Origin of the sequence: Clostridium oceanicum (assembly GCF_039521385.1) — a bacterium.
In the GTDB taxonomy this organism is placed as follows: domain Bacteria; phylum Bacillota; class Clostridia; order Clostridiales; family Clostridiaceae; genus Clostridium_F; species Clostridium_F oceanicum.
The window spans coordinates 479941-493079 of record NZ_BAAACG010000010.1 but is presented as its reverse complement, the minus strand read 5'-3'; the positions used below and the strand labels follow the sequence as shown (position 1 = coordinate 493079).

General features: G+C 29.9%; 11 protein-coding genes. All 11 read left to right on the top strand.

Annotated features, from left to right (window positions below; all coding sequences use genetic code 11):
• Positions 1-108 precede the first annotated feature (108 nt).
• Complete coding sequence (locus tag ABDZ71_RS12695; protein WP_343762030.1) at positions 109-1395, top strand: benzoate/H(+) symporter BenE family transporter; 1287 nt, start codon at positions 109-111, stop codon at positions 1393-1395.
• 16 nt (positions 1396-1411) lie between these two features.
• A complete protein-coding gene (locus tag ABDZ71_RS12690; protein WP_343762029.1) occupies positions 1412-2770 on the top strand; it encodes an FAD-dependent oxidoreductase in 1359 nt (452 codons plus the stop codon).
• Positions 2771-2986: 216 nt separating this feature from the next.
• Entirely contained in the window at positions 2987-3682 is a 696-nt protein-coding gene (locus ABDZ71_RS12685) for a GntR family transcriptional regulator (protein WP_343762028.1), read from the top strand.
• Between the two features lie 197 nt (positions 3683-3879).
• Positions 3880-4761 carry an alpha/beta hydrolase fold domain-containing protein gene (locus ABDZ71_RS12680; RefSeq protein WP_343762027.1) on the top strand — a complete coding sequence of 294 codons (882 nt, stop codon included), beginning with the start codon at positions 3880-3882 and terminating at the stop codon, positions 4759-4761.
• A 76-nt stretch (positions 4762-4837) separates the two neighbouring features.
• Positions 4838-5599: a MurR/RpiR family transcriptional regulator gene (locus tag ABDZ71_RS12675; protein WP_343762026.1), complete on the top strand. Its 762-nt coding sequence runs from the start codon at positions 4838-4840 to the stop codon at positions 5597-5599.
• Positions 5600-5720: 121 nt separating this feature from the next.
• A complete protein-coding gene (locus tag ABDZ71_RS12670; protein ID WP_343762025.1) occupies positions 5721-7301 on the top strand; it encodes a PTS transporter subunit EIIC in 1581 nt (526 codons plus the stop codon).
• Positions 7302-7672: 371 nt separating this feature from the next.
• Complete coding sequence (locus tag ABDZ71_RS12665) at positions 7673-9007, top strand: 6-phospho-alpha-glucosidase (protein ID WP_343762024.1); 1335 nt, start codon at positions 7673-7675, stop codon at positions 9005-9007.
• Between the two features lie 15 nt (positions 9008-9022).
• The gene (locus tag ABDZ71_RS12660) at positions 9023-9496 is read left to right on the top strand and encodes a PTS sugar transporter subunit IIA (protein ID WP_343762023.1); all 474 of its coding nucleotides are present in this window, start codon (positions 9023-9025) and stop codon (positions 9494-9496) included.
• A gap of 123 nt (positions 9497-9619) precedes the next feature.
• Positions 9620-11335 (top strand): dihydroxy-acid dehydratase, encoded by a 1716-nt coding sequence (gene ilvD / locus ABDZ71_RS12655; RefSeq protein ID WP_343762022.1) that lies wholly within the window; start codon positions 9620-9622, stop codon positions 11333-11335.
• Between the two features lie 51 nt (positions 11336-11386).
• Positions 11387-12034 (top strand): bifunctional 4-hydroxy-2-oxoglutarate aldolase/2-dehydro-3-deoxy-phosphogluconate aldolase, encoded by a 648-nt coding sequence (locus ABDZ71_RS12650; RefSeq protein WP_343762021.1) that lies wholly within the window; start codon positions 11387-11389, stop codon positions 12032-12034.
• A 1-nt stretch (position 12035) separates the two neighbouring features.
• Entirely contained in the window at positions 12036-13040 is a 1005-nt protein-coding gene (locus ABDZ71_RS12645; protein WP_343762020.1) for a sugar kinase, read from the top strand.
• The last annotated feature ends 99 nt before the right edge of the window (positions 13041-13139 follow it).

The window sequence follows — 13139 nt, the reverse complement described above, 5'->3', positions numbered from 1 at the left end:
AATTTTTTAATAAAATTATAAACCTAAAATTAAGTGTATTTAATGTGCAAAGGATTTATAATTTCTAAATTTACTACTTAAGAAAAAATTAAATAATAGGAGGGTATCATGGAAAAAAACAATAGTATTTTACAAGGTCTTAAAGATTTACCAAAACATTTAAATTCTAAGACAATCAGTTCCGGTATTATTGCAGGGATATTTGGTTGGTGTACAGCATTAATTTTATTTGCTAATGGAAATGCCTGTGGGTGGTCAATGCAAGAAACATCATCATGGATATTTGCATGTTGGGTGTTTGGACCTATTTTAGGAATCATTTTATCATTAAAATATAAAGAACCAATTCCAGGTGCATGGTCAATTGCTGGAGCAGCGGTTGTTGTTTCAGGAGCTGGAGCTGGATATTCACTACAACAATTATGTACAGGCTTTTTATTGGCAGGTATTTTAGTATTTGTGCTTGGTGTTACAGGACTAATTAGTAAGATAATGAAATATTTACCTATGCCAATAGTTATGGGAATGACTGCAGGATGTTTGTTTAAATTTGTCACAAATATGGTTACATATATATTTAATTGGTCAAGTAAAATAAATGAACCTAATTATGGAAAGTATTTATTAATTGCTTGTCTTGCAATTGCTTCATGGTTAATATTTACTAAATTAAAACCGGTTCTTAAGGTTGTACCACCGATTTTAGCAGCATTAGTTGTTGTTATTGTATGTGTATTTGCTTTTGGATTATATGATGCAGCTGCATTAGAGGGTATCAAATTTTATGGACCTAAATTCATTGGATATTCATTTGAAAATGTTGGAGGAGTATTTGTTTCTGTATCAATTCCTTTAGCTTTACTTGTAATTGGTGCTGAAAATGCCCAAGCTATAGGGGTATTAAAAAGTCAAAATTATGATCCGCCAGTTAAAAGTATGACTATTTGGTCTGGAATAGGTGGTATTGTAACATCAATGTTTGGTGGACATAATGCTAATATTGCAGGTCCTATGACTGCAATTGTTGCATCTGATGAATCAGGAGAAAATAAAGAAGATCGTTATGCTGCTGCAGTAGTATGTGGTGTATGGTGCTCAATCATTGGAATATTTGCAAGTTTATTTGTACCTTTTTTAAGTACAATGCCACTTCAATTAATATATTTAGTTGCAGGGTTAGCAATGGTTGGAGTTATTTTATCATCATTACAAGCAGCATTTAAAGGCAATAAATTTCAAGTGTCAGCTTTCTTTGCATTCTTTGTGGCTTTATCACAAAAATCATTCTTTGGAATTGGATCAGCATTTTGGGCACTATTAGTTGGAATCATTGTTGCAGCAGTATTAGAAACTACAGATTTGAAAGGAATCATTCACGAATTAAGTGAAGATTAATAAGGTGGAGTGTATTATGAAAAAATATAAACAAGTGATTGTATATGATACAAATTGTGATTTACCAATTTATGATGAAGTAGATGTTCTTGTTGCAGGTGGTGGTCCTGCAGGTATAGCAGCTGCTGAAACAGCAGCAAGACATAATAATAAAACATTACTTATTGAAAGACTTGGCTTTTTAGGAGGAGCTGCAGTTGCTGGATATTCAGGAACAATTTGTGGCATGTATTATGGATGTGAAAATCCAACAGAAGAAGAACCTAAACAAGCAGTTTTTGGTTGGACTAATAAATTTTATCAAGCAATGAAAAAAAGAAATGGTGTTACAAGACCACAACCTTATGGAAAAACTTTTTTAGTTCCTCATGATCCTCAAGTATTTAAAGAAGTTTCTGAAGATATGGTTCTTGATTCAGGAGCAAAAATTTTATATCATTCTACAATTGTTGGTGTTATTAAAGAAAATGATGAATTTAAAGGAGTAGTTATTGATACTAAAAGTGGGTTAGCTCAAATTAGATCAAAAGTAATAATTGATGCAACTGGTGATGCTGATATTATTTATCGTGCTGGATATGATTATACAATGGGGGATAATGGAGTAATTCAAAACCCAACTATGATTTTCCGTCTTGGTGGTGTTGATGTAAAGAAATTCTTTGACTATTGGGGCGAAGATAGAATTTCACCGGATAAAGTAACACAAGCAATGAAAAAAGCTAATGAAAAAGGAGCTAATCTTCCTAGATTAAAGGTTTGGGTATATGATACAACAAGACCTAATGAATTATTTATGAATGTTACATTAATTACTGGAAAAGATGGACGAGCATTAAATGTATGTGATCCAGATGATCATACAGAAGCAGAAGAAATTGCTCGTAAACAAGTAAGAGAGTATGCAAAATTCTTTAAAGAAAATATACCAGGATGTGAACTGTCTTTTGTAAATGATTTATCTTGTGAAGTTGGAGTAAGACAAACAAGAAGTATTGTTGGTATAGATAAAATATGTAATGATGATGTTGCCAATGCTAGAAAAAGAAGTGATGGAATTGTAGCTTGTCCATGGCCTATTGAATTACATAATGGAGAAGCACCATATTTATTTTGGTTAATTAATGATTATTATGAAATTCCTTTTGGAGCTTTAGTTCCTAAAGTTGGTGAAAACTTGATTGTAGCAGGTAGAAATCTATGTGCAGATCATCATGCATTAGCAAGTTGTCGTGTGGTAGCTCAATGCTTTGGATATGGACATGCAGCTGGATTTGCAGCAAATAAAGTAGTTAAAGAAAATATTAAATTTAGAGATATAAAAGGTGAAGACATTAGAAAATTACTAAATTCAGAAGATACTCGTTTAGATTAATTTTTAAAACTATATTTTAAATATAAAGTATTAAGTTAAATTTATAGAAAGACTGTTGATAAAAATAATTTGTCAACAGTCTTTTAAGTTACTTTTAAAATTTCTTAAGACATATTCTTTTGTTTCAATAAGATAGGTCTGAACCTATGCTTTAAGTAGCTTTCAGTTGCTAAAATTGGTAATTATGTTATAATTCAAATAGAAGGGAGTATTTCAATGGAAAAAGACAAGTTTCAGAAAAAGAATGTTGATTTATTAGTTGATGAAGCAAGTAAAAAAATAGAAGAGATGATTGTTACTGCACAGTTAAAACCAGGTGTAATTGTTTCAGAAAAAGAAATAAGTGATTACTTAGGAATTGGTCGTACACCAGTTCGTGAAGCTTTAAAACGACTTGAACTAACACATATGTTTAAATTTTTACCTAGAAAAGGTATTTTGATAAGAGTTGTTACTGTTGATGAATTATTACTACAAATGGAACCAAGAAAAGTATTAGAAGAATTAGTTGTAAAAAGAGCTGCCAAATACGCTTTCCCTAATGAAAGAGAACAGTTTAGAAATTTGGCTTCTGAATATAGAAAAATTACAGATGAGTGGTTACCTGCTATTGAGGCATTAAGGGTTGATGATGAATTTAACCGTTTACTTTGTAAAGCCAGTAAGAATCCATTTATTGGTCAAATTCTTTTGCCTCAACATGCACTAGCAAGAAGACAATATTATTTAAATTATTTTATAGATAAGGAATTAACAGCGAAAGTTAATTATAGTCATGCTAAATTAATGGACGCAGTGGCTGATGGAGACGTTGAGCAAGCCTTAAGTGAATTAGATGAATTATTTATTAATTTAAAGCAATTTAATAGCATTAGTCTTTCAACTTGGATACAATTAGATGAAGATTATTAAGAATTACCATATTGAGGTAGTTCTTTTTTTATTTAGAAATTATAAATTTTTTAGTGAAGGCAGTATTTTTCTACTATTATATGTTTTATTTTATTTAAGGGAATATTAAAATAAAAGTTTCTTACATAATAAATGTTATAATTATTCTATAAACTTCAAATAACTATAGTAAATAGAAAAAGGTGGAGAAGATAAAGATGGCTAGCATAGAAAGTAAGATAATTTATTATGCATTAAAAGTTTTAAATAATAAAAATTCTTTTGTTAAGAAGCTTGATACTGGAGTTGATAATACTGCCTGTGTTGATCCACCATTAAAGTTTTTTTCAGAGTTTTCTATTAATAAAAAGAAGTACAATGGAAGAGATGTTTTTTCTATAAAGCCTAAAATAGATGTAAGTTGTAAATATGTATTATATTTTCATGGTGGTGCTTATACTACTAATATTAATAAAATACATTGGCTTTTTTTAGCTGATATTATTCGAAATACTAAGTGTAATATAATTCTTCCAGATTATCCTTTATGTCCTGAATATACATATAAAGATGTTTTCAATATGATAGTTCCAATATATAAAGAGTACTTACAAAAAGTTAAATCTGAAAATTTAATTATTATGGGCGATTCTGCTGGAGCCGGGTTAGCACTTTCTCTTTGTCAGCTTATGAAAAATAAAGGTATAGATGTACCAAGTAAAATAATATTAATAAGTCCTTGGCTTGATATAACAATGACAGATCCTTATATAACTTCAATTCAACCTCATGATCCAATATTAAATAGTGAAGATCTTAAAAGGTGTGGTAATTTCTATTCTAAAGGAATAGATCCTTCAAATTATCTTGTAAGCCCAATAAATGGACCTATTAAAGGAGTTGGACAAATTAATCTTTTTACGGGAACAAAGGATATACTTAATTCTGATGCAAGAAGACTAAAAGAAAAGGCTAGGGAGAAACAAATTAAAATTAATTATTTTGAGTATAAGGATATGATACATGACTGGATAGTTATTGGAAATATGCCAGAAGCTAAGAATTCAAGAGAGCAGATTTTTGATATTATAAGAGTATAGGCTGATTTGACATATATATTTTATTTCAATATAGTAAAGTATATAATAAAGTGTAATAGTTTATGGAGGAAAGGGAATGGATATATCTAAATTTATTCAAAATAAGGGGCTTACACATACAGAACTACAGGTTCTTAATTATATTATAGATAATATTGATAATGTGCTTAAAATGGGTGTAAGGGGAGTTGCAAAAAACAACTTTACATCAACATCTACTATTATGAGATTATCTAAAAAGCTTGGTTATTCAGGTTTTTTAGAAATGCAGTATAATTTATTGTCTTTAATTAGAAACCAATCAAAGGATAATTTTAATGATAGCAGTTTTATAGAAAGTTTAAATATGAATAGTTTATTAGAGGAAAATAGTACAGAGGCAATTAATGATTTTATAGATATCTTACTTACTGATGATCATAAGTTTATCTTTATATATGCAAATGGATTTTCTGGTATTGTAGCAGAGTATGTAAATAAAAAACTTTTGGTTATGGGAAAGAGATGTATTATGTCTAACGGAACAGATTCTGTAGGTGTTTTTGAAAATAATTTGGATTTTGTAAGTGCAATTATAGTAATATCTAAATCTGGAGAAACGCCAATGGTATTAAATAAAGTTAAGACAGCAAAAGAACATGATATTAAGGTTGTATCTTTTACAAATGAAATTGAAAATAGTATAAGTAAGCTTTCAGATGTTAGGTTTAAGATTAAAGATACAAATAAATTAGATGATAGAAATTTAAGGCCTAATACATTTTTTCCTAACGTACTGGTACTAATAGAGTTATTAGTGTATGAATATTATAAAAAGAAAAATACTAATGTTGAGTAACGTGTTATCTAAAAAGGGTAACACGTTTTTTACAGGGGAAAATCTATATACATATAGGTATTCAGTTATTATAATATGAAATGTAAATGATTACTCAAAAAATAGATGGGGGGCACAATTAATGAAGGAAAAAATATTAAACCAATTACAAAAATTTTCTAAAGGAATGTTTGTTCCTGTATTGATACTACCAATAGCAGGTATAATCATTGCAATAGGAAACATTCTAACAAATGCAAAACTAGCTGAATATCTTCCCTTTTTGAAAAATCCAATGATATATGGATTAGGAAAAATGCTGTCTGGTTCATTAGTTTCAATTTTAGTTAACTTAGGAATTATATTTTGTGTAGGGCTTGCAGTAGGACTTTCTAAGAAAAAGAAAGCAGAAGCTGGATTTACATCACTTTTAGTATTTTTAGTATTTATAAATGCTATGAATATTTTCCTAGATATAACTAACAGACTAGCACCAAAAGATGCCTTAAGAGGAACAGGTCAAACTATGGTTTTAGGTGTTCAAGTTCTTGATATGGGAGTTTTCTTAGGTATTATTTTAGGAATTGTTGTTGCTTATGTACATAATAGATTCTGTGAAAAAGAATTTAATGGAGCTTTACAAATTTATGGTGGTTCAAGATTAGTATTCATAATATTAATACCTATAGCTGTTTTATTAGCAATAGTATTCAGTTATCTATGGCCTTCAGTTCAATATGGAATTTCAAGCCTTGGTAACTTTATAAGAGGAGCAGGTAACTTTGGAGTATTTATGTATGGTACCTTAGAAAGATTACTTATTCCTACTGGATTACATCACTTAGTATATACTCCGTTTTTATACAGTCCTTTAGGAGGAGTAGCTGAAATAGGCGGAAAAGTATTTGAAGGAGCAAGAAACATATACTTTGCAGAAATGGCTGATCCTAATGTGCTTAGATTATCAGCATCAGTAATTTGGGATGCTAGAGGACTTTCAAAAATGTTTGGATTGATTGGTGCCTGTTTAGCAATGTATCATACTGCATTACCAGAAAATAAAAGAAAGATAAAAGCAATTTTAATTCCTGCAGCAGTTACATCAATATTAGCAGGGGTAACAGAACCGATAGAATTTTCATTTATGTTTGTAGCACCAATATTATTTTTTATACATGCAGTTTTAAGTGGACTTGGAATGGTAGTTTTAAATGTTCTTGGAATTAGAGCCATAGGACCAAATGGATTTATAGATTTCTTATTATACAATTTACCTCTTGGAATAGATAAAACAAGCTGGCCAATGTTTATTTTAGTTGGTATAGGACAATTTGTTGTGTATTACTTTGTATTTAGATTCTTAATAACTAAATTTAAACTTAAAACTCCTGGTAGAGAGAAAAAAGGAAATACTAAATTATATACTAAAAAAGATTACAAAGAAAAAGCTAAAGGAAATAAAAAGTCAGAAAATTCAAATTTTGCACCTATTATAGTAGAAGGACTTGGTGGAAAAGATAACATATTAAAAGTAGACAATTGCTATACTAGATTAAGATTAGTTTTAAAAGATTCCTCACTAGTTAAAGAAGAATTATTAAAAGATGAAACAGCTGCCAATGGAGTTGTAATTAAAGGTGAGAATGTACAGGTAATCTATGGTTTAAAGGTTACTAGTGTAAGAAAAAGTGTAGATGAATATCTTGGCATAGAATCAAATTAAAATAAAAATTTTATATAAGGTGACTATTAATTTAGTCACCTTTGTAAATATAATAAGTTAGTTCCATTGAAAAATTTCTAATAAGAAGAGAACCAATTGGGTTTTATAAGCATATTTAATAGGATATTTCATATTGATAAAGTTTCATTTATAAAGTGAATATTTAGTTTTTTCAATCTCTTATTACAATGGAATCCTATTAGTTTAGAAACAGGTTTTCAACTTAGGGTAACCTGTGTCTTTGGTAGGCTAAACTGTTTACTATGAAAAACAACTTTACTATAATCAGCTTGTATGAAAGAAACAAAAATAATATAGACGTAAATATTAAAAGTAAAGTGCTATAAAGTATAAAAAAGGTGGTTAGTTTTATGAAGCAAAATAAAAGATTTTCAATTGTTATTGCAGGTGGAGGAAGTACATTTACACCAGGAATAGTAATGATGTTATTAGACAGCGTTCACCGTTTTCCATTACGTAAATTAAAATTATATGACAATGATGAAAAGCGTCAAGAAACAATTGGAAAGGCGCTAGAAATATTATTAAAAGAAAATGCACCAGAGATAGAATTTATGTATACGACTGATGCTGAAGAAGCATTTAGTGATGTAGATTTTTGTATGGCTCATATTCGTGTTGGTAAATATGAAATGCGTGAAAAAGATGAAAAGATTCCTTTAAAACATGGTGTTCTTGGACAAGAAACTTGTGGTCCAGGAGGAATAGCATATGGAATGCGTTCTATTGGTGGAATGATGGAATTAATAGATCTTATGGAAAAGTATTCTCCAAATGCATGGATGCTAAATTATTCAAATCCTGCTGCTATAGTTGCTGAAGCATGCCGCATTTTAAAACCAAATTCTAAAGTATTAAATATTTGTGATATGCCAGTAGGTACACTTCGTCGTATGTCTCAAATAGTAGGTTTAACTCCAAAAGATTTAGAAGTTAAGTACTTTGGATTAAATCACTTTGGATGGTGGACAAGTGTTACAGATACTGAAGGCAATGATTTAATGCCAAAATTAAAGGCTTATGTAGCAGAAAATGGATACTTAAATCAAGTAGAAGTAGATACACAGCATACAGAACCAAGTTGGCAAGAAACTCATAAAAAGGCAAAAGATTTATTAGCTATCGAACCAAATTTCTTACCAAATACATACTTAAAATATTATTTGTATCCAGATTATGTTGTTAAGCATTCAAATGCTGAATATACAAGAGCTAATGAAGTAATGGCTGGAAGAGAAAAATCAGTATTTGATGCGGCTAAAGAAATTATTAAAACTGGTACAGCAAAAAATGGACAATTTAATATAGATTCTCATGCATACTTTATTGTTGATTTAGCAAGAGCAATTGCTTATAACACTCATGAAAGAATGCTTTGTATTGTAGAAAACAATGGAGCAATAGAAAACTTTGATTCTGAAGCTATGGTAGAAGTACCTTGTATTGTAGGAAGTAATGGACCGGAACCGTTAGTTCAAGGGAAAATCCCTCAATTTGAAAAAGGATTAATGGAGCAACAAGTATCTGTAGAAAAATTAGTTGTTCAATCTTGGATAGAAGGAAGCTACCAAAAATTGTGGCAAGCCCTTACTCTTTCTAAAACAGTACCAAGTGCTTCAGTTGCAAAAGCTCTTTTAGATGATTTAATTGAAGCTAATAAAGAGTATTGGCCAGAATTAAAGTAAAGGAGATCAAATTTTATGTTTAATCTATTTAAGAAAAAAATATATGCTCCAGTAAGTGGAAAGAGTATAGCTTTAGGTAATGTAGAAGATGAAGTGTTTTCTTCTCTAATGATGGGAGATGGAATAGCTATTGATCCAACGGATGATGTTATAGTAGCTCCTTGTGATTGCTTAGTGAAATTAATAATGGAAGGTTCAAATCATGCATTAGGTTTATTAATGAATAATGGTGTTGAATTATTAATTCATGTAGGTATTGATACTGTAAATTTAAAAGGTGAAGGTTTTGAGCCATTAGTTAAAGAAGGACAAAAGGTTAAATTGGGAATACCTTTATTAAAGTTTGATAAGGATTATATTGTACAAAAGGGATATTCTCCTATGATAATGCTTATTATTACTGAAGCTTGTGGAAATAAAATAAGCAAGAAATATGAAGATATAGATACTCAAAAAAGCAAGACAGTATTAATTGAATTAAGTAAGTAGATATGTACTTTAAAATATAAAAAAATCAACTTATAAAATATGAATAGAAAAGGCTCGGATAGTGAATATTTCACGATCCGGGCTATGTTTTAAGGAATATATAAATTGGAAAGGAAGCTTAATATGATTAGTCAAGATATCAGAAAGATTGCACCAGAAATGGATCCACTTCGTAGAGGGATGGGATGGTCCGTTGAAGATTTGTCTAAACCACAGATTATAGTTGAAAGTACTTTTGGAGATAGTCATCCAGGAAGTGCTCATTTAATGAAATTTTCCAATAATGCAGTTCAAGGTGTAGCAAAAATGGGAGGAAAAGCAGCAAGATATTTTGCAACCGATATATGTGATGGTATGGGTCAAGGTCATGATGGAATTAATTATTCATTGGCTTCAAGAGACACTATAGCATCACTTATTGAGATTCATGCAAATGCTACTCCTTTTGATGGAGGAGTTTTTATATCAAGTTGTGATAAAGCTGTGCCAGCTCATTTAATGGCTATAGGAAGAATTAATATACCATCAATTATAGTTACTGGTGGTGTTATGGAAGCGGGTCCAAATCTTTTAACATTGGAGCAAATTGGTACTTATAGTGCTATGTTTCAGCGTGGAGACATTACAGAAGAAGAATTAACTTATTATAAACATAATGCATGTCCATCATGTGGTGCTTGTTCTTTTATGGGAACAGCTTCAACAATGCAAGTTATGGCAGAAGCTTTAGGATTAATGTTACCTGGAAGTTCTTTAATGCCAGCAACTTGTAGTGATTTAGAAGAGGTTGCAGTAGAAGCAGGAAAGCAAGTTATGAATTTAGCTAATATGAATCTTAAACCAAGAGATATAGTTACTAAAAAATCTTTTGAAAATGCAATTATGATTCATGCAGCAATTTCAGGTTCTACTAATTCACTATTACATATTCCAGCAGTGGCTCATGAGTTTGGAATAGAAATTGATGAAGAAATTTTTGATGATATTAATAGGTACGTTCCCTATCTTTTAAATATACGTCCAGCAGGACAGTGGCCAGCAGAGTATTTTTATTATGCTGGTGGAGTTCCAGCAATAATGGAGGAAATAAAGCATTTATTAAATTTGGATGTAATGACTGTTACAGGAAAAACTTTAGGTGAGAATTTAGAAGATTTAAAGAAAAATGGATACTATGAAAAGTGTGATAAATATCTTAAAAAGGTTGGATTAAAGAGAAGTGATATTATAAAATCAGAAAATAATCCTATGGGTGAAAATGGAGCTATTGCCATCTTGAAGGGAAATATTGCACCGGAAGGAGCAGTAGTTAAACATTCAGCAGTACCAAAAGAAATGCATAAAGGTATTTTAAAAGCTAAACCTTTTGACAGTGAAGAAGAAGCAATATCAGCTATTATGTCTAAGAAGATAAAGCCAGGAGATGCTGTATTTATAAGATATGAAGGGCCAAAAGGAAGTGGAATGCCTGAGATGTTTTATACTACAGAGGCAATTTCTTCTGATAAAGAGTTAGCTTCGAGCATTGCGCTTATTACAGATGGAAGATTTTCAGGGGCATCTAAAGGACCTGCAATAGGACATGTTTCTCCAGAAGCGGCAGTAGGAGGACCGATTGCTTTAGTAGAGGAAAATGATTTGATTGAAATAGATATAGAAAAAAGATTAATACAGTTAATAGGTGTTAATGGAGAAAGATTAAGTTTAGAAAAAGTAAATGAGTTTTTACAAAAACGTAGAGCTAAGTGGAAAAAAAGAGAGAATAAATATGAGTCAGGAATATTAAAGATATTTTCAGAAAGAGCAGTTTCACCAATGAAAGGCGGATACATGAAGTAATTTTATTTTTGTGAAAAATAATAAAATGATAGGTTTATGGAGGTTTTTACTGTGATAAAGATAGAGGTTTTAAATGCATTAAAACAAAGTAAAATAGTAGCAGTTGTTCGTGGTAAAACAAAGGAAATGGGTATTAAAATATCAGAAAGCTGTATTAGAGGAAAGGTTAAAGCTATAGAAGTTACATACACAAATAAGTTTGCCAGTGAAATAATAAAAGAACTTTCAGAGAAATATTCAGAAGATAAGGATGTAGTTATAGGTGCTGGTACAGTTTTAGATTCAGAAACAGCAAGAATGGCAATAATGTCTGGAGCAAAATATATAGTTTCTCCTTCATTTAATAAGGAAACAGCAAAGCTTTGTAACAGATACAATATTCCTTATATACCAGGAGTAATGACTATAACTGAAATAGTTACAGCTTATGAAAGTGGCGTAGATTTTGTTAAAATATTTCCAGGAAATGTATTTGGGCAAGGTCATATTAATTCTATTAAAGGGCCATTACCACATGTTAATATGATGGTAACTGGTGGAGTAAACTTAGATAATATAGATTTATGGGCAAATACAGCTGTAGATTTAGTTGGCATTGGTGGAGAATTAAACAAGCTTGGAGTATTAGGAAAGTTTGATGAAATAGAAGAAAAATGTAACCAATATGTAGATAAATTTAATAAAGCAAGAGGTATATAATATGAAAGTAGCTGGATTTGGTGAGATACTGCTTAGATTATCTACTAATAAGGGAATACGTTTTATAAATTCTAAGGGATTTGATGTTAATTATGGCGGTGGAGAAGCAAATGTATTAATAGCACTATCTAGATTTGGTGTTCAAACTAGAATGATTACAAAGGTTTCAAATAATGAAATAGGAGAAGCTATAATTAATTATTTAAAAGAAAAATCTGTAGAAACATCTTTTATTAAAAGAGTAGATAAAAGAACTCCTATATATTTTGTGGAAAAAGGTTCTGGAAATAGATCTTCAAAGGTTATTTATGATAGATTAGATTCAGCTTTTGCATCTACATGTGAAGAGGATATTAATATAAAAGAGGCATTAAAAGATGTAGATGTATTTCATTTTTCAGGAATTACATTAGCTATTTCAGAAGAAGTAAGAAGATTAACATTAAAAATATTAAAGTATTGTAGTAATAATAATATTTTGGTAAGCTATGATTCAAATTATAGAGCTAAAATGTGGAGTTTAAAAGAAGCAAGAAGGGCAACAAGAGAAATACTACCTTATATCAATATTTTTTCTGCTGGAATACTAGATGCAGAAAATATTTTGGATATGAACTGCAATTTAAAAGATAAATATGAAAAATTAACTTATTATTATAATGAAATAACAAAAACTTATCCTAATATAAAACATATTTTTTCTTCGATTAGAGAGATTAAATCGGTAAGTGTAAATAATTTTCAATGTAATTATTATACAAATAATAAATTATATTCATCAAAAACATATGTAATTGATGATATCGTTGATAGAATAGGGGCAGGAGATGCTTTAACATCAGGAGTTATTTATAGTATTATAAATAAGAAATCTCCTGAATATACCTCTGAATTTGCTGCCATATCTTCAGTTTTAAAGCATAGCATATGTGGAGATGCAAACTTAGTAACATCAAAGGAAGTAGAAGATTTTATAAGTGGTGGAGTAGGAAAAATAGCAAGATAGTTAAAGGTTAAGTAAAAATTAATAAAGAATAGATAATAAATAGTGAATGATAGGTAAGAGATAGTAGACAATAAGTAACAAATAAAAGTTAATAAAAAA

Excerpts from the sequence above, each read along its gene's own strand:
- ABDZ71_RS12680 (WP_343762027.1), top strand. The coding sequence starts at position 3,880 with ATGGCTAGCATAGAAAGTAAGATAATTTATTATGCATTAAAAGTTTTA.
- ABDZ71_RS12660 (WP_343762023.1), top strand. The coding sequence starts at position 9,023 with ATGTTTAATCTATTTAAGAAAAAAATATATGCTCCAGTAAGTGGAAAG.
- ABDZ71_RS12685 (WP_343762028.1), top strand. The coding sequence starts at position 2,987 with ATGGAAAAAGACAAGTTTCAGAAAAAGAATGTTGATTTATTAGTTGAT.
- ABDZ71_RS12690 (WP_343762029.1), top strand. The coding sequence starts at position 1,412 with ATGAAAAAATATAAACAAGTGATTGTATATGATACAAATTGTGATTTA.
- ilvD (WP_343762022.1), top strand. The coding sequence starts at position 9,620 with ATGATTAGTCAAGATATCAGAAAGATTGCACCAGAAATGGATCCACTT.
- ABDZ71_RS12665 (WP_343762024.1), top strand. The coding sequence starts at position 7,673 with ATGAAGCAAAATAAAAGATTTTCAATTGTTATTGCAGGTGGAGGAAGT.
- ABDZ71_RS12670 (WP_343762025.1), top strand. The coding sequence starts at position 5,721 with ATGAAGGAAAAAATATTAAACCAATTACAAAAATTTTCTAAAGGAATG.
- ABDZ71_RS12675 (WP_343762026.1), top strand. The coding sequence starts at position 4,838 with ATGGATATATCTAAATTTATTCAAAATAAGGGGCTTACACATACAGAA.
- ABDZ71_RS12645 (WP_343762020.1), top strand. The coding sequence starts at position 12,036 with ATGAAAGTAGCTGGATTTGGTGAGATACTGCTTAGATTATCTACTAAT.
- ABDZ71_RS12695 (WP_343762030.1), top strand. The coding sequence starts at position 109 with ATGGAAAAAAACAATAGTATTTTACAAGGTCTTAAAGATTTACCAAAA.